We start from the raw sequence: 21,249 nt of genomic DNA on the forward strand, positions 1-21,249 counted from the left end.
TTATGCTTCTGCTGTAATGTTACTGGTGGCTTGAATGTCTACTTGGTCATAGCCGAGTAGTTCTACTAGCTCTTGTATTAACTGTTGCTCAACGCTTTCTAATTCACTGGGTCCGCCTAACTGGCTTACCTGCGCCATTTCCATACCTTGGTAACCACATGGGTTAATGCGTAGGAACGGAGACAGGTCCATATCGACGTTGAGTGCAAGCCCATGAAATGAGCAGCCGCGTCGAATACGTAATCCGAGTGAACAGATTTTCTTGCCATCGACATAGACACCAGGAGCATCAGGTCGGGCAGTTGAATTTATATTGTAAGCTTTCAGAGTGTTGATTACGAGGTTCTCAATATGAGTCACTAAATCACGTACACCGAATTTTTTGCGGCGGATGTTAATCAAAAAGTAAGCGACTAACTGGCCCGGGCCGTGATAAGTCACTTGGCCACCGCGATCGCTTTGAATGACAGGGATATCACCAGCATTTAGTACATGCTCGGCTTTGCCTGCTTGTCCTTGAGTGAAGACTGGGTTGTGTTCAACCAACCAAACTTGGTCTACGTCTTCTTCTGTGCGTTCGTCTGTGAACTTATGCATGGCTTTCCACACAGGTTCGTAATCCTGACGGCCTAATTTTTTTACGATTAGCTTATTTTGCAAAGCTGCACTCCCTCAAGGATTAATAAAGTGAACGCATTATAAACGCGAAACATGATTCTAACTACAGACGGACTGCAAGGTTTTTCAACTTTCTTTGTATTTATTGAAAATTAAGTTGAATGATTTTGAGTCCAATAGGGAGCTTCAAACAAAAACAGCGGCAATAAGCCGCTGTTTTCCATGCGTAATCGTCGATTACAGAACCATACGAACGATTTCGATATCGCCCAGCTCTTTGTATAGCGTTTCTACTTGTTCAATAGAAGTCGCTGTAATATTGATTGAAACAGAGTGGTAGTTACCTTTCGCACTCGGTTTTAGTGTTGGGCTGTAGTCACCAGGAGCATGACGCTGGATCACTTCTAGCACTAGCTCTGTAAGCTCTGGCTTAGCGTAGCCCATTACTTTGTAAGTGAATGAACAAGGGAACTCTAAGAGGTCTTTTAGTTTTGCATCAGAATTGATGTTCATGATTAGCTCCAAAAGGCTAGACTCTCGCAAATTGGCGAAATGTCGATAAAAAGCGTGTTCGGTCAACAGACACGAGTAATAAGGCGGAATACTACGTGTAAATATCACCGAACTCAAGATCAACAAAAGCCGCACATGGCGGCTTTTGGTTCGTTAATGCGTAAATAAGTAATTTACTCATTAGGTTAGCTATACAAGAACTTTATGTATTGCTAGAACAAACGTTTGACTCGTTTAGAATAAACCTTTGAATAGCAGTACTAGGTAATCCCATAGACGGCTAAATAGGCTGCCTTGGTCTACATCTTCAAGTGCAAGTAGCGGGTATTCAGCAACGTCTTCACCATCAACTTGGTAGAATAGTTTACCTACAACATCGCCTTTGCTAATCGGTGCTTCCAGCTCTTTTTCAAGAACGAAGCTAGCTTTTAGGTTCTTCGCTTGGCCACGAGGTAGAGTCACGAAAGTATCTTCGTCGACACCTAGAGCAACTGTGTCCTTATTTCCCATCCAGATTTTTTCTTCAACGAATGTCTCGCCAGCAGTATGTGGTGCCACTGTTTCGAAGAAACGGAAACCGTAGCTCAGTAGCTTTTTGCTTTCTGTTTTACGAGCGTTCGCATTCTTCGTGCCCATCACAACCGCAACAAGACGCATTTTGCCTTCTGTTGCTGAGCTTACTAGGCTGTAACCTGCGTTGCTCGTGTGGCCAGTTTTAATGCCATCAACGTTCATGCTCTTATCCCATAACAGACCGTTACGGTTGTACTGGGTGATGCCGTTGTAAGTGAATTTTTTCTGTGAGTAGATACGGTACTCATCAGGGACGTCACGAATCAGTGCCTGACCAAGTAGAGCCATATCATAAGGCGTTGAGTATAGATTTGGATTGTCTAGACCGTGCACGTTAGCAAAGTGCGTGTCTTTCATACCAATAGAGCTTGCCCAAGCGTTCATTAGGTCAACGAATGCGTCTTCAGAGCCAGCAATATGCTCAGCCATTGCAACACAAGCATCGTTACCTGATTGAATGATGATGCCACGGTTCAGTTCTTCAACTTTAACCGTTGTACCCACTTCAACGAACATCTTAGATGAGTCTGGGAAGTTTTTAGCCCAAGCGTTTTCGCTAATGACAACGTCGTCGTTTAAGTTGATGTTACCACGGTCAAGCTCTTGGCCAATCACGTAGCTCGTCATCATCTTGGTTAAACTTGCTGGAGAAAGCTGAGTGTTCATTTCTTTCTCTGCTAGTACTTTGCCTGAATGGTAATCCATCAGAACAAAACCTTTAGCGGCGATTTGAGGTGCATCAGGTACAACAATAGGAGCGGCGAATGACGATGTAGCTATCGTTGCAGAAAGAGCAACAGAAGTAGCAAAAATCGATTTAACAAGTTTATTAGATTTAATCATTTTGAATGCAATTATTTGGTGAACTATTCATATATTAACAGAATCACTCTGTCACACCAGAGCGCTGATTACCAGAAGTAACTGTTAGATTAATTAGCGAGTTAGCGTGTGCTTTTTTATATAAGCTGACGGGTAACCCATTAGCTTAACTTGTTCTAATTTCTCTTGAGTCAGAGCATAGTCATGAAATGGGCCAAGCATCAGACGGTAGTTGTCGTCATTTGGCTGCAAGAACGTTGCTACAGCTAGCTTTTCGCCTAGATCTTTGGCTAACTTCTCGGTTCTATCTTCATGCGGAGATGTGGCAACCTGAATAATAAATTGCGGCAAAGCGGCCTTTTTATTTGCGTCGGTTGGCATAGCTACAGTAATGACTTCTATCTCAACATTTGCTGTGCCTGTTCTCAATACATCGAGCTTGTAAGCTGCTGCATAACTAAGGTCAATGATTCGGCCTTCGTGGAATGGGCCTCGGTCATTGATACGAACAATCGTCGTTTTGTTGTTATCGGTATTTGTCACTTTTACATAGCTTGGAATGGGCAATGTTTTGTGCGCTGCTGACATCGAATACATGTCGTAGATCTCGCCATTTGAGGTTAAATGGCCATGAAATTTCTTACCGTACCAAGAGGCTTTTCCTTTCTCGGTAAACCCTTCGGTCTTCTTTACGATTTTGTAGTCTTCACCACGTAGAGTGTAGTTAGTGTTACCACCTAAGCTGTAAGGTTCATATTGAGGGTGAGCGTCCTCTAGGTGCTCGACTGAGATTGGCACATCTGGCGCAATATCTGAATCAATGTCGTAACGGCCTTTTTGCTCTTGGGAAGAGCAACCATTAATCAAAACCGCCAAGCTGACGATAGACAGCATTTTTTTGATTGGCAGCTCATTGACCAAAGATGTTGTTAGGGGGAATGCTTTAATAGACATCAATTAGGTTGCCTTTGAGAATGCTTTTCTGTGTGTATGGATCGACATTAAAATACCAAATCCAGCCATGAGAGTAACCATTGAGGTGCCGCCGTAGCTGACTAGCGGAAGAGGGACTCCAACTACAGGTAGAATGCCACTTACCATGCCAATGTTTACAAAAATATAAACGAAGAAGCTCAGTACAATACTGCCAGCCATCATTCGGCCAAATGCCGTTTGCGCTTGGCTCGCCAGAAATAAACCACGTCCAATAATGAATAGGTAGATAGCGAGCAAAAACAAAATACCGATCATGCCCCATTCTTCGGCAATTACTGCAAAGATGAAGTCAGTGTGTCGCTCTGGAATAAACTCCAATTGTGATTGCGTGCCTTGTAACCAACCTTTTCCGGATACACCACCAGAACCTATCGCAATTTTACTCTGAATGATGTGGTAGCCCGCACCTAATGGATCTGATTCAGGATCAAAAAGGGTTCTTACACGTACTTTCTGATATTCACGCATCAAGAAGAACCACAGGATCGGGATGAATCCACCCAGTGCAATCGCTGCACTCATAATTATTTTCCAGCTGATACCAGCAAGGAAGATAACGAAGATACCAGAGGCCGCAATCAGGATTGACGTTCCTAGATCGGGCTGTTTAGCGATGAGAATGGTGGGTACAAACACCATCACCAAGGAGATCGCAAGGGTTTGGAAAGTCGGTGGTAGTGAACGTTTACCAATAAACCTAGCCAACATTAAAGGAACTGCAAGCTTTAGTAGCTCTGAGGGCTGGAATCGAACAAATCCGAAGTTCAGCCAACGTTGTGCACCTTTAGAAGCTTCACCAAAGAACAGTACTCCGAGTAGCAAAATAACGCCGCCTGCAAATAGTAAGGGAGCTAAGCTCTCATAAGTGCGTGGTGAGAGTTGAGCCAAGAAGATCATTACACCTAAAGACAGAGCCATACGCATCGCTTGGCGATCCATCATCGCAAGGCTTTGGCCGCTTGCGCTATACATGATCAATAAGGCAAAGCCCATTAAAACCAGAATACCGAGCAATAGTGGCAGGTCGATATGTAGCCGTTCGAATAAGGCTCTATTTCGTCCAGTTGAAGGGTCAAGTTTCATTATTTTATTGCCTTACTTTCATAATCTTCTGCAAGGATAATATGGTCTAAAATCCTTCTTACTACTGGGCCACCATTGGATGAACCACCACCTGCATTTTCTAAAACAATGGTGACCACTGCTTCAGGGTTTTCAAAAGGAGCGTAACCAGTAAAGAGGGCGTGATCGCGTAAATGCTCGGCAATCTCGTCTGCGTTGTACTCTTCATCTTCCTTCAGGCCGAATACCTGTGCGGTACCGGATTTACCGGCAGAGACGTAAGACATCTTCTGGAATGAGCGTCTTGCCGTGCCTTTTTTTCCGTGGTTTACCAGCTTCATGCCTTCTTGGGCAATATCCCAATACTTCTGTTTTACACCTGTTACTGGTGGATAGGTCTCGATTTCCGAAAGAACTTGTTCATCGAATGGACGACCGTTCTCTATGGTTGAGCGCAATAGATGAGGTGCTGTTACTTCACCCTCATTAACCAATACCGAGGTCGCTTTCGCAATCTGCATGGGTGTCGCTGTCCAGTAACCTTGTCCAATACCAACGGGAATGGTGTCACCCTGATACCAAGGCACACGATGTCGCGCCATTTTCCATTCGCGGGTTGGCATGTTGGCTTTACTTTCTTCGTAGATATCAATACCGGTGTAATCACCGAAACCGAACATCATCATCCATTTAGATAAGCGGTCGATGCCCAGATCAAAGGATATTTGGTAGAAGAAGGTATCAACAGACTCTTCAATTGCTTTGACGATATCAACTTTACCGTGTCCCCAGCGAAGCCAGTCACGAAACGGTTTGGTTTTTGAATTAGGTATTTTCCAATAACCTGGGTCATTTCGTATCGTGTTCGGTGTAATGACACCTTCTTGCAATGCTGCAACAGCAATGAAAGGTTTGATGGTCGAAGCGGGTGGGTATATACCTAAAGTCGCCCGGTTAACCAAAGGTCGGTTTTTATCCTGCAATAGAGCATTGTAACCCTTCGATGAAATACCGTGCACGAAGGCGTTCGGGTCATAGCTTGGGCTTGATACCATCGCTAATACACCATTGTCTTTAGGATCGAGAACGACAGCTGAACCTCTGCGCCCGTCGAGCAATTTGTGCACGTACGTCTGCAGTTTGATATCGAGATTGAGCACGATATCTTTACCCGGTACTGAAGGGACAAATTTGAGTGTGCGAATTACGCGTCCGCGGCTGTTGACTTCAACTTCTTGATAGCCAGCAGTTCCGTGCAACATGTCTTCGTAATAGCGCTCAATACCGAGCTTTCCAATATCACGAGTTGCTTGATAATTGGCGTCTTTTTCTTCTCGAACTAAACGTTGCATGTCGCGATCGTTGATTCGTGAGACATAGCCAATTACGTGGGTGAGAACATCACCATAAGGATAGAAACGTTTTAAAGTTCCGGTGACTTCTACGCCTGGAAATTTATGCTGGTTGACTGAAAAAACGGCCACTTGTTCTTCAGTGAGCTGATTAAGAATCGGTACCGACTTAAAGCGTCGTGAATTACGACGATCACGATTAAAGCGCTCGATACGTTCAGGAGGAATCTCAATTAAGGTTTGCAAACGGATGAGCGTGTCATCCATGTCTTTAATTTTTTCTGGGATGATCTCTAGGTTGAAAACCGGGCGGTTTTCCGCAAGGAGTACTCCGTTTCGATCGTAAATCAGACCGCGATTGGGCGCGATAGGCACAACCTTTATTCGGTTGTCATTCGATCGAGTTTTATAGTCCTGATACTGGTTGACCTGAATGTTATACAGGTTAACAACCAACATAGTCATCATTACTATGATCCCTATAAACGCAACAAAAGCACGGCTAGTGAATAGTCGTGCTTCTGCTTTGTAGTCACGGATTTGGCTACGTTTACGTAACATTAACGCTTATTCTCGGTGGTACGGGTGGTTAGCAGTGATGCTCCAAGCTCGATACAAGCTTTCAGCCATGATAACGCGTACTAATGGATGAGGTAAGGTCAGTGCTGACAAAGACCAGCTTTGATCCGCGGCTGCTTTACATGCAGGGGCTAATCCTTCAGGCCCTCCAATGAGGATGGACACATCGCGTCCATCCAACTTCCAACTTTCTAATTGTTCAGCAAGCTGTGGTGTATCCCATTTTTTACCTGGGATATCGAGCGTGACAATACGGTTGCCTTTTGGAACCGCTGCCAACATCGCTTCACCTTCTTTTTGAAGAATACGTGCAATATCGGCATTTTTGCCACGTTTACCTGCAGTGATCTCAATGAGCTCTAATGGCATGTCGTGAGGGAAGCGGCGGCGATACTCTTGAAAGCCTTCTTCAACCCACTTTGGCATTTTAGTGCCAACAGCAATCAGTTGGATTTTCAACGCTTAGCTCCAAAGCTTTTCTAGTTGATACAGCTCACGATGCTCTTCTTGCATAACGTGCAGCATGCTCGTACCCATATCTAGGACAACCCATTCGCCTTCTTTTTGTCCGTCCATACCTAGCGGTTGTAGACCTACTTTTCTTACTTCATCTGCGACATGTTGTGCAATAGAGGCAACGTGGCGCTTAGAAGTGCCAGTACAAACAATCATGAAATCAGTCACACTTGATTTGCCTTCTACATCGATAGTTACAATCGATTCTGCTTTCATGTCGTCGGCTTTGTCTGCAAGAAAGTCTTTTAGTTCTTCACGTAACACTGGGTGTTCCTTTAATCTGAATTTAGCTTTGTTTAGGGTATTTTGACCCTAGAATATAACACGCTTTTATGCGTGAAACGGTATAGAAGCGGAAGGGATACAAAACTCTACGCTTAACTGATGAATTAGTGGCCAAGGCGACTGCTCATATTGGGTTTTTGTCATCAATTCAGCTTGAGTGAGCAACGCAAACAGGGAGTGTAATCGAGAAATCGAAACTCTTGTTAGCGCTGCGTTATAAAGAGGTTTCTTAGATTGCCATATACGGTGCTTGTCAAAAACCTGCCCGATTGGCATCTGTTTCATTTGTTGCTGCATTTGTAATAGCAGAGCAAGCTCACGTTGTATGCTACGCAGTAAGATGACGGGTTCGACACCTTCGGCTTCTAACTGACGCAGAATTCTTTGTGCACGGTTACCTTTGCCTGCCAATAACGCATCACTCCAATGGAATGGTGTAAAGTGGTTATGTCGGCTGAGTGACTCTTCGAGTCGGACTAACGTGAGTTTTCCATCAGGATACTGAAGAGCGAGCTTTTCAAGGCTTTGAGTTAGGGCGAAGAGGTTGCCTTCGTGCCATTGAGCCAGCATTTGAATCGCTTCTGGATCAGGTAATAGGCCAACCTGACGACAACGCGCTTGGACAAACTGAGGCAAGCGGCTGACATCAGGAGTTAAACAGCTTACCCAATGCCCTTGATTCGAGAGTGCTTTGAACCATTTTGCATTTTCTTGGGCTTTCGTCAGCTTAGTGCCAACCAATATCAATAAGATGTCGTTGTGAATATGCTCAGAAATTGCGAGTAACTCTTTCGCTATCGCAGCGTTAACCCCAGACTCAGGCAGCTCAAGTTCGATGATCTGGCGACTTGAAAATAGGCTTAATGCTTGAGTGCAGTCATAGACTTGATTCCAGTCGAGGCTATTGTCAATCGCAAAACGGTGACGCTCTTCGAAGCCTTGCTCTTTGGCTGTTTTTTGAATCGCTTCTCGGCTTTCTTGCAGCAGCAAAGGCTCATTACCAAAAATTAGGTAAACGTTGCTTAACTGCTTAGCAAGTTGCTCAGATAAACGATCGGCAAAAATACGCATCGAATAAACCTATTGCTCAACCGTTACGCTAGGCTCAGCATCTGGTGCTGCATTGGCGTCGATCTCAACGTCGTCAATTTCGATGTTCTTGATGTTGTACTGCTTTTCTAGCTCTTTTACTTGAACGTTTTCCAGAGCTTGTAGGTCCATGCTACCGGCTGCAATGTTCGCTTTCAATCGAGCCATTTGACGAAGGATCTGGCTTGTCGCAAGCTTACGCATTTCATCTTCAATCATGTCTCGTTCAACCGATTTTGCGAGTGCTGTTAATGGGTTATCAAGGTAACTGCGGGTTACGCTGGTTGAGAATGTTTTTGAACCTAGATCGGGGATGGTTACTCGATATGAAGAACGGAACGTCAGCTCTTTTTCTGCTGCACGAGTGTTTTGGTATAGAGACAGCGTTCGCTCACCTACACTCTCACTAATAATGTGCAAGTTAGGTGTGTTCTCAGCTGGTGGCACAATTTCTACATCATTCATACGCAGCTGGCCTTTCATCATACGTGTGAACGTACTGTATTGGTCGTAACTGGTCACAGAGATCTTGTTGAGTTCTTCTGGTACGGAGTAATCACCACGTAGGTGGAAACCACAGGCACTTAGCAGGCTAACGGTTAAAACAACAATAGTAACTTTCAATGAAGATAGTGAAATCAGGCGCATTATTTGATGGCTCTCATGAAGGTAGAATACTTATTTAAAGGCTTTAGAGCTTTTGAATCGTAGGGTTCTGAGTCTAAAGCACTTAAATAAGTAGACAGGGCAATGTTGCACCCTGTCTAAAGACTACTGAAAACAAAATAAGTTCGCTTCAGTAGTTATATGTGCAGACTAAAGATAGTTCGCTTTAATCTGCAACTAGTTAGTTAGCCAATGTTAGTTAGCTACGATGTTCAGAAGCTTGCCAGGTACGAAGATAACTTTACGGATAGTTAAACCATCTAGGAACTTCTTAGCGTTCTCATCGTTTAGACCAAGCTCACGAACTTGCTCTTCTGTCGCGTCAGCAGCAACCGTTAGTTTCGCACGTAACTTACCGTTGATCATTACAACAATAGTCTTCTCGTCTTCAACTAGCGCTTTCTCATCGAAAGTTGGCCATGTTGCTGAGTCTACGTTTGATTCACCTAATGCAATCCACATTTCGTAAGAGATGTGTGGAGTCATTGGGTAAAGCATACGAACCACTGCTTTTAGCGCTTCATCAAGAATTGCACGATCTTGTACAGATTCTTGAGGTGCTTTCGCTAGCTTGTTCATCAGTTCCATGATCGCAGCGATGGCAGTGTTGAATGTTTGGCGACGGCCGATATCGTCCGTTACCTTCGCGATAGTCTTGTGGATATCACGACGAAGTGCTTTCTGATCACCAGACAGCGCAGAAGCGTCAACAGATTCAGCCGCACCTTTAGCAGAGTGAGCGTGAACCAGTTTCCAAACACGCTTAAGGAAGCGGTTTGCGCCTTCAACGCCAGACTCTTGCCACTCAAGCGTCATGTCTGCCGGCGATGCAAACATCATGAATAGACGTACTGTATCAGCGCCGTACTTGTCTACCATCTCTTGTGGGTCGATACCGTTGTTCTTAGACTTAGACATTTTGATCATGCCTGAGTGCTCAACGTCGCGGCCTTGGTTGTCGATTGCTTTTTCAATGCGACCTTTCGCGTCTCGGTCGATAGTCACGTCAGTTGGAGCAATCCATTCTTTCGTGCCTTTCTCGTTCGTGTGGTAGAACGCGTCAGCTAGAACCATGCCTTGACATAGAAGTTGCTTGAACGGTTCATCAGATGTCACGTAACCCGCATCACGAAGAAGCTTGTGGAAGAAGCGAGAGTAAAGCAGGTGCATACATGCGTGCTCGATACCACCAACGTATTGGTCAACTGGCAACCAGTAGTTTGCTTTCTCTGGATCTAGAATATCGTCAGCTTGTGGTGAACAGTAACGTGCGTAGTACCATGAAGATTCCATGAACGTATCGAACGTATCAGTTTCACGTAGAGCCGGTTCGCCATTGAATGTGGTTTCAGCCCAAGACTTATCCGCCTTGATTGGGCTAGTTACGCCATCCATTACCACGTCTTCTGGAAGAATAACGGGTAGTTGGTCTGCTGGTACTGGGTGAACTTCACCATCTTCAGTGGTTACCATTGGGATTGGAGCACCCCAGTAACGCTGACGAGAAACGCCCCAGTCACGCAGACGGAAGTTTACTGTTTTCTTACCTTTGCCTTCAGCTTCAAGCTTCGCAGCAATTGCATCGAATGCCTCTTGGAATGCAAGACCATCGAATTCACCAGAATCGAACAGTACACCTTTCTCAGTGTAAGCCGCTTCAGACACATCTAGCTCAGAACCATCTTCTGGCTTGATTACTGGGATGATATCGATGCCGTACTTAGTTGCGAATTCGTAGTCACGTTGGTCGTGAGCAGGAACCGCCATTACAGCACCTGTGCCGTAATCCATAAGAACGAAGTTAGCTACGTAAACAGGAACAACACGACCGTTAAGAGGGTGGATAGCCGTTAGGCCAGTATCCATACCTTTCTTTTCCATCGTTGCTAGTTCAGCTTCAGCCACTTTGGTGTTACGACATTCTTCAACAAATGCAGCAAGCTCTGGGTTGTTCTTAGACGCTTTCTCTGCAAGTGGGTGACCCGCAGCGATACCAACGTAAGATACGCCCATTAGTGTGTCTGGACGAGTTGTATAAACTTCTAGTGGCGCTTCTTCACCGTTAACAGCGAAAGATAGCTCAACACCTTCAGAGCGACCGATCCAGTTGCGCTGCATGGTTTTAACCATTTCAGGCCAACCTTCAAGGTTGTCTAGATCATCTAGCAGTTCTTGAGCGTACTCAGTGATCTTAATGAACCACTGTGGGATCTTCTTTTGTTCTACCGGAGTATCACAACGCCAGCAGCAACCGTCTTCTACTTGCTCGTTCGCTAGTACAGTTTGGTCATTTGGACACCAGTTAACAGAAGAAGTCTTCTTGTAAACTAGGCCTTGTTCGTAGAGTTTTGTGAAGAACTCTTGTTCCCAACGGTAGTACTCAGGTGTACACGTTGCGAATTCACGTTTCCAGTCGTAACCAAAGCCTAAAAGTTTAAGCTGGTTTTTCATGTATTCGATGTTTTCGTAAGTCCACGGAGCAGGCGCTGTGTTGTTTTTTACAGCTGCGTTTTCTGCAGGTAGGCCGAATGCATCCCAACCGATTGGCTGCATTACGTTTTTGCCTTGTAGACGTTGGAAACGAGATACCACATCACCGATGGTGTAGTTACGCACGTGACCCATATGCAGTCGGCCACTTGGGTACGGGAACATAGAAAGACAGTAGAATTTTTCTTTATTTGGGTCTTCACTTACAACGAAAGTCTCGCTGTCATCCCAGTGTTGTTGAACCTTTTGTTCAATCTCTTGCGGGTTATATTGTTCTTGCATCGATGGTATCCGGTTATCTTGGAATTTGTGAGTTCGGTTAGAACAGAATCTTACAGATCGTCATAGAATACCTAAAGGAGCTTAGTACAACAATAGTTATACCCTTCATACTTGCAGTTGCAGCATGGTTGATTGCGTAAATTCAACCGAATTACTTAGGACAGCTATACTTAAGGGTATGAATTGCATTTGTTTGTTAGGAACTGGTCGCTTCACTTAAGGTCAGTTCACTAAGATAAAGCTTGGTCATCTTAAGGAGGTCGTTATGCCGAAGAAAAAAGCACTCTATGAAGAAGTCGTCGAAGAGGTGATAGAAACGCTGAAGCATAGTCCTGAAGAGCTTAACAACAAAATAGAAACGTCAGGTAAGTATGCGAAAGCAGCCAATGACATGACCAAAGACGAGCTGTCGTTGATTTCCGCTTACGTGAAATCGGATTTAAAAGAGTTTTCCGAAAGCTATGAAGAGAGTAAAGGTGGTCCATTTTATTTGATGATCACAGATTCTATCTGGCAAGGGCTTTTGGATATCACTGATCGCACTAAGGTGGAATGGGTTGAACTGTTTCAAGACTTAGAACATCAAGGTTTGTATCAAGCGGAAGAGGTTATCGGACTCGGTACACTCGTTTGTGATGAGTGTGGGCATCAAACCGAATATAACCACCCAACGACGATTATTCCGTGTATTAAATGTGGCTCGACAGGGTTTAGCCGTAAAGCGCTTAAGCCATAAGTTCCTGAACCATATTAAACCGCAGCAATAAAAAAGGGTTGACTGAATTAGCCAACCCTCAACAACTTTCCGTCGAATCTCGAATCTCGAATCTCGAATCTCGAATCTCGAATCTAGTCTTTTCTTCTCATAAACCAGCCCGCCACCAAACTCAGCAATGCCCAGATATACAGCGGCCAAGTACCGACCACGTGATAAGGGGTTTGACCATCCGTTGAAATGAGTTCAGCTTTCAACACTGCCGTTTCAAACTGCGGTATTTGTTTGATGATCTTGCCTTTGTGATCCGTTACTGCCGTTACACCATTGTTGGTAGAGCGAATTAGCGGCTTCCCAAGCTCCAGAGCACGCATCTGTGCGATTTCCATATGTTGCAATGGTCCAATCGAACGGCCGAACCACGCATCGTTAGAGAGCGTTAGAATAAAGTCAGTTTCATCTGTTACGTTTTGTCTAACTTGATCATTAAATATGATCTCATAACACAATGCAGGCGCTAGATGACGACCATTTGCCACGATGTTTGGTTGAACAAAGTCGCCACGGCTGAATGATGACATTGGCAAGTTAAAGAAAGGTGCTAATGGGCGCAAGATATCTTCAAACGGAACAAACTCACCAAACGGTAACAGGTGATGCTTATGGTAGCGTTCGTCTGGATCGTAGCTGTACTCACCATATGGATTCACACCAAGTGAAAGAACACTGTTGTAGTACTTCTTATCTTTAGATTGATTCAGCACGCCAGTAATGATTGAGCTGTTGTTCATCTTCGCTGCGCTATCTAAGTTGCGTAGGAAAGATGGAATCTCAACTTCGAATGCTGGAATAGCCGCTTCAGGCCAGATGATGATATCGGCGTCCCAGTTTTCTCTGCTTAGGTCTGTGTACTTCATCATGGTTGGCCAGCGATGGCTAGGTAGCCATTTGCTGTCTTGATCGACGTTGCCTTGAATCAATACCACTGACGTTGTTTTCTCAGGGTTTGGCGTTACCCAATCGACATTGCGAAGACCAAAACCCGTGCTAAATACAACAGCAGGAATGACAGCGACACTCCATGCTTTGTTGATGATCGTATAAGCGAGTGCAGAAGCCGACACAATAATCGCTAGCGTCACAAGCTCGACACCACCAATCGGTGCGAATGAACCTAGTGGAGAGTCGATTTGGCTGTAACCTAGCCATAACCACGGGAAGCCAGTCATTACCCAACCGCGTAGCCAATCACAGATTAACCATAGTGCAGGGGCAGCAAGAAAAAATCGGCTTAGGTTATTGCTTGGAAAGAATTTGTTTAAACTCCAAGTAAATAGACCTGAGTAGATCGCAAGATAACCAACAAGCAATGCCATTAAGAATAAATTGGCAGCCAGAGGCATTCCGCCAAAGCCATCAATACTGACGTATACCCAACTAATACCTGTTGTGAATTGGCCTAAGCCCCATGCGTAACCAATCCAAAGCGCACTTTTAGGAGAGCGATTGTTGATCAGTAAAAGCAATAACGCTGGGCTGAGAATAGCAAGAGGCCATATTGAATACGGAGCGAATGAAAGGGTAGTTATAGCGCCAACAAAAACGGCCGCAAGCGGCCGTAATAGGCGATGATTAAATAGTTTAGTCATCTAATTTCTGTCATCTCTTTAGAGAGAAGTTGTTATTCTTCGATAGTTGGAAGAGGTTGTTCGTCAGGTATCGTTACCTGCAACTGAATCACACGACGGTTATCAGCTGAAGTCACTTTGAAATGGTAGTTTTCGATTTCTACAATTTCGCCACGAACCGGTAAGTGACCTAATGCTGTCATTACCATGCCGCCGACTGTATCCACTTCGTCATCACTGAAAGAGGTCTCAAACGTATCGTTGAAATCTTCAATAGTGGTTAAAGCTTTAACAGCGAAGGTATGCTTACTCAGCTTACGAATATCTACTTCTTCTTCATCGTCGAATTCGTCTTCAATTTCACCAACGATTTCTTCGAGGATATCTTCAATGGTTACCAGGCCAGAAACACCGCCAAACTCATCAACAACGATAGACATGTGGTAACGCTCTTCTTGGAACTCCTTGAGCAGGCGATCAACTCGCTTACTTTCAGGAACAACCACGACAGGGCGAATCACTTGTTCGATATCAAATGGGGCACTTTCTGAACCCAAATACTTAAGTAGGTCCTTCGCTAATAGAATGCCTTCAACATGGTCTTTATCTTCACTGATCACTGGGTAGCGAGAGTGTTGAGCATCAGTAATAAGCGCAATCAACGTATCTAAATCGTCGGTGCGTTCAACTGTAACCATTTGAGAGCGAGGCAGCATGATATCGCGTACTCGCATCTCTGAAATTTCCATAACACCTTCGAGCATGTCGCGAGTGTCGTGGTCAATTAGGTCATTGATTTCAGAACCGCGGATAACATCCACAAGTTCTTGGCGATCTTTAACTTCGCCTTGAAATATTTGGCCTAGACGTTCAAAGAAGGACTTTCTACTCGGACCTTCAGATTTTTTACTTCCCTCAGAAGTGGGGGGGTTACCTTCGTTCATGATTTCTCAAAAAATAACGCTATCAGAAGTGTGATAGCACACATTAAAACTCAGATTCCTGTGAAAATAACAGGTTCGATGAGTTCTTGTTTCTCTGCAATCTAGGTTACTAGAGTCAATTTACTTTTCTAGAATGTAAGGGTCTTCAAAGCCCATAGTTTGCATGATTTCTGTCTCGAGTGACTCCATCTCTTCAGCTTCATCATCTTCGATATGATCATAACCTAGCAGATGCAGACTGCCATGTACAACCATATGAGCCCAGTGTGCTAGCAGAGGCTTATTTTGCTCTTCTGCTTCTTTTTCGACAACTTGGCGGCAGATAATAAGGTCACCCAGTAGATCTAATTCCATTCCTGGTGGCGCTTCAAATGGAAAAGACAGCACGTTAGTTGGCTTATCTTTTCCACGATAGTCATGGTTGAGCTGGTGGCTCTCTTCTGTATCAACAATACGAACGGTGAGCTCGGCATTCTCTTGAAACTGAGGAATTGTCTTATCCAACCAAAGCTGAATATCTTGTTCGGTTGGAAGACCTTGCTCATTTTCGACCGCTATTTGCAGGTCTAGTTCAATAGACATCTATTTATCACCTTGTTCTGCAATTACAGAGCTATTTTGTGTTGCTAATTGTGTCGTAACGGCTTGTTGAGCCTCAAGAAGCTTAGCTTCGCGCTCTTCACGCTTACGTTGTTCAAACTCTTTACGCTCTTTCTGGTCTTTTGCTTCCCACTTCTCGTACGCGTTGACGATACGAGCAACCACAGGGTGACGAACTACGTCTTCAGACATGAAGAAGTTAAAGCTAATGTCATCAACGTCACTGAGCACTTCAGTCGCGTGGCGTAGGCCTGATTTCGCACCACGAGGTAAATCGATTTGAGTGATATCACCTGTGATAACAGCGCGAGAGTTAAAACCTATACGGGTTAAGAACATTTTCATCTGCTCTACCGTAGTGTTTTGGCTCTCATCTAGAATGATAAATGCATCATTCAGTGTACGACCACGCATGTAAGCCAGAGGAGCAACTTCAATCACGTTACGCTCAATCAGTTTCTCAACACGCTCAAAACCAAGCATCTCAAAGAGCGCATCGTAAAGTGGACGTAAATATGGATCGACTTTCTGGCTTAAATCGCCCGGAAGGAAACCAAGCTTCTCACCCGCTTCAACGGCAGGGCGAGTCAGTAGGATTCGGCGAACTTCTTGGCGTTCAAGAGCATCTACCGCTGCCGCTACTGCTAAGTACGTTTTACCTGTACCAGCAGGGCCAATACCAAAGGTGATGTCATGAGTGACCATGTTCATCAAGTATTGAGCTTGGTTGGGTGTACGTGGCTTGATAACACCTTTTTTAGTCTTAATGGTCACTTCTTTGCCGTAGTCGATTTCAGACTCTACATGTTGCTCCAAAATGCCTGACTCGGTGACCGCGAGGTGAACCTGTTCAGGTTCAATATCGGACACGTTGCCTTTGACAGGAGCCGTTTCTACATAGAGGTGCTTGATGATATCTAGAGCGGCCGCTGTGGTGTGAGGCTTGCCTACTATGGTGAAGAAGTTACTACGGTAATTAATTTCAACGCCAAGACGGCGTTCAAGGTGTTTGATATTGTCGTCGAATGGACCACATAAGCTTGCCAAACGTAGGTTGTCGGCAGGTTCTAGGTTGATCTCTAAAGTAACGATTTTATTGCTCAAATTAGCCTCTCATTTTGTGCCACTCACTCTTAAATAAAAAAAAGAGCAAGAAGCCCGATTTAGACCGGGCTTCTGATGGTGATTCCCTATTTCTAAGATGGTCACTTAGTTAAGTAATTTCAAGCTTTTCGTTTGAGCTTTGTTCTCAAACGTTATCTGACTAAGGCGTAAATGTTGCTACACCTAGCTCATCTTCGCGTTTAGTTTTTTCCATCATTTCTGCTGGAGTCATTGCCACGCGTAGACCCATGTCTTTTTCTGTACGAACCAGTTCACCACGTAGTGAGTTGGTGTAAACCTCAGTGATCTTCACATCTACGAACTGGCCGATTAGGTCAGCAGAACCTTCGAAGTTCACAACACGGCTGTTTTCAGTACGGCCACGAAGCTCCATTAGGTTCTTTCTTGAAGGACCTTCTACAAGAATACGCTGCTCTGTACCTAACATTAGGCGAGAGAAACGCATAGCTTGAGTGTTCACCGTTTGTTGCAGCTCGTATAGACGATCTTTCTTCTCTTGTGCTGGCACATCACATGGGTAATCTGCAGCCGGTGTACCTGGACGAGGAGAGAAAACAAAGCTGAAACTCATATCGAAATCAACTTCTTTGATCAGTTTCATCGTATCTTGGAAGTCTTGCTTAGACTCTCCTGGGAAACCAACGATAAAGTCAGAGCTGATTTGAATATCAGGGCGAGCTTTACGCAGTTTACGAATGATAGATTTGTATTCGATTGCCGTATGTGGACGCTTCATCATTGTTAGAATGCGGTCACTGCCACTTTGTACTGGTAAGTGAAGGAAGCTCACTAGTTCCGGTGTGTCTTTGTAAACTTCAATGATGTCGTCGCCGAACTCAAGCGGGTGGCTTGTTGTGAAACGAATACGGTCGATACCATCAATAGACGCAACTAGGCGAAGTAGTTCTGCAAATGTGCAGATGTCGCCTTCGTGAGTTGGACCACGGAATGCGTTTACATTTTGGCCAAGTAGGTTTACTTCACGTACACCTTGTTCTGCAAGTTGTGCAACTTCGTAAAGTACATCATCCATTGGACGGCTAACTTCTTCACCACGAGTATATGGCACAACACAGTAAGTACAGTATTTAGAACAACCTTCCATGATAGAAACGTACGCCGTTGCGCCGTCTGCTTTTGGCTCTGGAAGGTTATCGAATTTTTCGATCTCAGGGAATGAGATGTCCATTACAGGTTTTTCGTTAGACAGAGATGACTTAATCATTTCTGGCAGACGGTGTAATGTTTGAGGGCCAAAGATAACGTCAACATAAGGTGCGCGTTGACGGATATGGTCGCCTTCTTGAGTTGCTACACAGCCACCCACACCGATCACCACACCTTCTTTTTTATCTTTGAGCGTTTTCCAACGACCAAGCTGGTGGAATACCTTTTCTTGCGCTTTTTCACGAATAGAACAAGTATTCAGGAGTAGTACATCTGCTTCCTCAGGTACTTCAGTTAGCTCATAGCCATTTGCAGCGTTAAGCAGGTCAGCCATTTTTGATGAATCATATTCATTCATCTGACAGCCCCAAGTTTTAATTAGCAGTTTCTTACTCATTTTTTGTTCGCTCGATCGTTAGTTTAATTTAAGGGAGCAAATCGCCCAGTATTCATCTGCAAGTGCCGTTTGTCATATTAACTCGTTCAGCTTTTATGACTGGCTCTGGCAGCAAGCCGCGTATTGTACTGGTTTCAAAACCGACTGACTAGTAGTCTGATAAAATCTCTTCGGTAGTGGTTTTTATTATCGTTAACGCTAGGTACAGCAAGGGGTAACCCTTTTTTCGAATAAGGTTTTTGGTTACAAGTTAGTTGTGAAAACGTACAATTGAAAACAGTCAAAGAATCAAAATGATAAGTACAAAATATGAACAGTTACGACATTGTAGTAGTGGGTGGTGGCATGGTTGGTGCTGCGACTGCAATCGGCTTTGCTAAACAAGGACTGAATGTTGCCGTGATCGAAGGCTTTGCTCCAAAAGCTTATGATGACTCACAAGCAATGGATATCCGTGTATCAGCAATTTCTCAGGCTTCAGTTGATTTGCTTGAAGAGCTGGGTGCATGGCAAAGCATCGCTGCAATGCGTGTCTGTTCTTACAAACGTTTGGAAACTTGGGAGCACCCAGAGTGTCGTACACGTTTTGATGCCACATCTCTTGATTTACCTCGTTTAGGTTACATCGTTGAGAATCGATTAATCCAATTGGGTTTATGGGGTCAGTTTGATACTTATGACAATTTAGAACTGTTATGCCCAGAGAAATTGGACACGATTGAATTTGGCGAAACCAATATCGTGAAACTTCAGTCGGGTACTCAGTTATCAGCGAAATGGGTGATTGGCGCTGATGGTGCAAATTCAGTCGTTCGTCAGCAAGCTGGGATTGGTATTACAGCTTGGGATTACCGACAGCACTGCATGCTTATCAATGTAGAAACAGAACTTCCTCAGCAAGATATTACTTGGCAACAGTTTTTACCGAGTGGGCCTCGTTCATTCCTTCCATTGTGCTCGCTAATGTCTGAAGGCAAAGAGGTGGGGCAGGGTTCTTTAGTATGGTATGACTCGCCATCTCGTATTAAGCAACTTTCTGCGATGAGCCCAGAAAAATTACGTAATGAAGTTATCACTAGCTTCCCTGAAGAACTGGGTGATGTGAAAGTGTTGAACTCGGGCTCATTCCCTCTGACTCGACGTCATGCTCAATCATACTCGAAGAATAATTGTATTCTAGTCGGGGACTCTGCACATACGATTAACCCTCTAGCAGGGCAGGGTGTTAACTTGGGCTTTAAAGATGTGGCAGCACTATTGGATATCACCAAAGAGAAAGGTGAATTGAATCAATCTGTGGCGAGACGCTATGAAGTGATCAGAAGAGGTGACAATCTAATGATGCAAAGTGGCATGGACTTTTTCTACAAAACGTTCAGTAATGATATTGGCCCGCTCAAGTTTGTGCGTAATGCTGCACTAAAGCTAGCAGAAAACTCAGGGCCGATTAAATCACAGGTACTTAAATACGCTTTAGGGTTGTGATTGGTTAGTCCAAATTATCTAGTTATAAAAAGAAGGAGAGCTGAGGCTCTCCTTTTTTGATTTCATGATAGTGCTTAGTGCTTAGTGCTTAGTGCTTTTGCGTCACACAAACAGGCGCATCAATGGCTAAAGAGCATCCAGTATAGATGAGGGAGCCATCCTCAATATTTCGTTTGAATGACGTGAGGTTGTTGGAATGCTGGTTTGCGGCGATGAGCCATTGCCCGTCATTAGTGATATGAAAGTCGCGAGGGAACTTACCTTCAACATCGTAACTATCCATAAAGATGAGCTTTTGAGTGACGGAGTCTATTCTAAAACAACTGATTCTTGATTGATGTCGGCAAGATACATAAAGGAATTGCTCATCTGGCGATAGCTTAATTGCAGCCGCTGCTTCTCCTTTCTCCATATTTGCTAATACATCAACCTCTTCCACAATACCCCACCCCCCTAAGGATTTTTCCAAAATCAATATCGTTTCAGAGAGCTCACACACCACATAGGCTCTATCTTCTGCTTGGTTAAATATTAGGTGACGAGGTCCATTCCCTGCACGCACTTTGATAGATTGCATTGGTTCATCAAGGAACTCTTCTTGCTCTTCGTCAAAACAATAGAAGTTGATTCGATCGGCTCCGAGATCGACGGTGACAAACTGCGGAGAGTTCTTCAGGAAAAGGCTTTGATGAGCATGTGGGCCCGTTTGTCTTTCTGCATTAGGTCCAGAACCAACCATTTTGAGTGTTTTGAGCCGTTTATCAATATTGCCATTGATACTTAAACTAAAGATATCGAATGTCCCTGATGAATATTGCGATGTAATAGCAAACTTATTGTGGGGATCTATCGCGACATGACAAGGATGATCTCCTGAAATTGGCCCAGTATTTGACGCTATTGTTGAATCAGCATTCGGTATATGAATTAGCTGTGGTTGTGTCTTTTGGTCAACTTCAGAAGCAGTGTAGATCCCTAGTTGTGTCGTGGTCACAAATGAGGGGTTAGTGCAGGCCGCTATAAGTTCTAAAGGCAACAGCGTTCCCGTTTCTAGATCTAACTGAGTTTGATAAACACCTTGGCTATTACTTGGAGAATCTGTGTAGCAACCGATCGTTAAAGGGAGGGTTTTCATAGGTAGTCATACTCAGTTAGGAAATGGAGCAGACATTGTCTAATAAAAACGCAGTAAAAGTGAGGTTTTAGGAGAGAATACTTGGTGACTTGGCTTGCAGATTTACATATTCCAGATAAAACAAAACCCAGCTAAAAAGCTGGGTTCTATTCAATAATGGTGCGGTCGGAGAGACTTGAACTCTCACACCTCTCGGCGCCAGAACCTAAA

19 protein-coding genes are annotated in these 21,249 nt (G+C 44.3%); 2 read left to right on the forward strand and 17 right to left on the reverse strand.

The genetic code is table 11. The annotated features are described in order from the left end of the window. The 11 genes from lipB to leuS all read right to left on the reverse strand — a co-directional run bounded on the left by lipB (position 1) and on the right by leuS (position 11,843). A complete protein-coding gene (gene lipB / locus ED652_RS07750) occupies positions 1-660 on the reverse strand; it encodes a lipoyl(octanoyl) transferase LipB (RefSeq protein WP_076668146.1) in 660 nt (219 codons plus the stop codon). A 195-nt stretch (positions 661-855) separates the two neighbouring features. Next, entirely contained in the window at positions 856-1,134 is a 279-nt protein-coding gene (gene ybeD, locus ED652_RS07755; protein WP_029223455.1) for a DUF493 family protein YbeD, read from the reverse strand. 231 nt (positions 1,135-1,365) lie between these two features. Next, positions 1,366-2,547, reverse strand: coding sequence for a serine hydrolase (locus ED652_RS07760; RefSeq protein WP_170961303.1), 1,182 nt, complete (start codon positions 2,545-2,547; stop codon positions 1,366-1,368). Between the two features lie 93 nt (positions 2,548-2,640). After that, entirely contained in the window at positions 2,641-3,480 is an 840-nt protein-coding gene (locus ED652_RS07765) for a septal ring lytic transglycosylase RlpA family protein (protein ID WP_122054177.1), read from the reverse strand. 3 nt (positions 3,481-3,483) lie between these two features. Beyond that, entirely contained in the window at positions 3,484-4,605 is a 1,122-nt protein-coding gene (gene rodA, locus ED652_RS07770; protein WP_065104958.1) for a rod shape-determining protein RodA, read from the reverse strand. Further along, positions 4,605-6,497: a penicillin-binding protein 2 gene (gene mrdA / locus ED652_RS07775; protein WP_122054178.1), complete on the reverse strand. Its 1,893-nt coding sequence runs from the start codon at positions 6,495-6,497 to the stop codon at positions 4,605-4,607. The genes rodA and mrdA overlap by 1 nt, the downstream gene beginning before the upstream one ends. A 6-nt stretch (positions 6,498-6,503) precedes the next feature. Continuing rightward, the gene (gene rlmH, locus ED652_RS07780; protein WP_065104956.1) at positions 6,504-6,974 is read right to left on the reverse strand and encodes a 23S rRNA (pseudouridine(1915)-N(3))-methyltransferase RlmH; all 471 of its coding nucleotides are present in this window, start codon (positions 6,972-6,974) and stop codon (positions 6,504-6,506) included. A gap of 3 nt (positions 6,975-6,977) precedes the next feature. After that, positions 6,978-7,295, reverse strand: coding sequence for a ribosome silencing factor (gene rsfS / locus ED652_RS07785; RefSeq protein ID WP_017104431.1), 318 nt, complete (start codon positions 7,293-7,295; stop codon positions 6,978-6,980). 66 nt (positions 7,296-7,361) lie between these two features. After that, positions 7,362-8,387: a DNA polymerase III subunit delta gene (gene holA / locus ED652_RS07790; protein WP_017104430.1), complete on the reverse strand. Its 1,026-nt coding sequence runs from the start codon at positions 8,385-8,387 to the stop codon at positions 7,362-7,364. Between the two features lie 9 nt (positions 8,388-8,396). Next, a complete protein-coding gene (gene lptE / locus ED652_RS07795) occupies positions 8,397-9,053 on the reverse strand; it encodes an LPS assembly lipoprotein LptE (protein WP_122054180.1) in 657 nt (218 codons plus the stop codon). Positions 9,054-9,266: 213 nt separating this feature from the next. Beyond that, positions 9,267-11,843 carry a leucine--tRNA ligase gene (gene leuS / locus ED652_RS07800; protein ID WP_102340706.1) on the reverse strand — a complete coding sequence of 859 codons (2,577 nt, stop codon included), beginning with the start codon at positions 11,841-11,843 and terminating at the stop codon, positions 9,267-9,269. Positions 11,844-12,108: 265 nt separating this feature from the next. On the opposite strand from leuS, the gene ED652_RS07805 reads away from it, so the two are divergent. Further along, positions 12,109-12,579, forward strand: a complete 471-nt coding sequence (locus ED652_RS07805) for a zinc ribbon-containing protein (protein ID WP_099167163.1) — start codon at positions 12,109-12,111, stop codon at positions 12,577-12,579. A 113-nt stretch (positions 12,580-12,692) separates the two neighbouring features. On the opposite strand, the gene lnt is transcribed toward ED652_RS07805, so the two are convergent. From lnt to miaB, 5 genes are all read right to left on the reverse strand, one after another. Further along, the gene (lnt, locus tag ED652_RS07810; protein WP_102525798.1) at positions 12,693-14,207 is read right to left on the reverse strand and encodes an apolipoprotein N-acyltransferase; all 1,515 of its coding nucleotides are present in this window, start codon (positions 14,205-14,207) and stop codon (positions 12,693-12,695) included. Between the two features lie 32 nt (positions 14,208-14,239). Beyond that, complete coding sequence (corC, locus tag ED652_RS07815; RefSeq protein ID WP_017104425.1) at positions 14,240-15,130, reverse strand: CNNM family magnesium/cobalt transport protein CorC; 891 nt, start codon at positions 15,128-15,130, stop codon at positions 14,240-14,242. Between the two features lie 120 nt (positions 15,131-15,250). Further along, positions 15,251-15,712 (reverse strand): rRNA maturation RNase YbeY, encoded by a 462-nt coding sequence (ybeY, locus tag ED652_RS07820; protein ID WP_065113503.1) that lies wholly within the window; start codon positions 15,710-15,712, stop codon positions 15,251-15,253. Next, on the reverse strand, positions 15,713-16,834 hold the full coding sequence (locus ED652_RS07825) for a PhoH family protein (protein WP_065104948.1): 1,122 nt from the start codon (positions 16,832-16,834) through the stop codon (positions 15,713-15,715). It abuts the gene before it with no gap. Between the two features lie 160 nt (positions 16,835-16,994). Continuing rightward, a complete protein-coding gene (gene miaB, locus ED652_RS07830; protein ID WP_017104422.1) occupies positions 16,995-18,419 on the reverse strand; it encodes a tRNA (N6-isopentenyl adenosine(37)-C2)-methylthiotransferase MiaB in 1,425 nt (474 codons plus the stop codon). Positions 18,420-18,728: 309 nt separating this feature from the next. Between miaB and ED652_RS07835 the strand changes: the two genes are divergently transcribed. Further along, the gene (locus ED652_RS07835; RefSeq protein WP_122054181.1) at positions 18,729-19,904 is read left to right on the forward strand and encodes a 2-octaprenyl-3-methyl-6-methoxy-1,4-benzoquinol hydroxylase; all 1,176 of its coding nucleotides are present in this window, start codon (positions 18,729-18,731) and stop codon (positions 19,902-19,904) included. A gap of 88 nt (positions 19,905-19,992) precedes the next feature. Here ED652_RS07835 and ED652_RS07840 read toward each other — a convergent pair whose 3' ends face one another. Further along, positions 19,993-21,039, reverse strand: a complete 1,047-nt coding sequence (locus tag ED652_RS07840; protein WP_122054183.1) for a lactonase family protein — start codon at positions 21,037-21,039, stop codon at positions 19,993-19,995. Between the last annotated feature and the right edge of the window lie 210 nt (positions 21,040-21,249).

It is taken from the genome of Vibrio sp. Evd11, from assembly GCF_900382755.1.
GTDB lineage: Bacteria > Pseudomonadota > Gammaproteobacteria > Enterobacterales > Vibrionaceae > Vibrio > Vibrio lentus.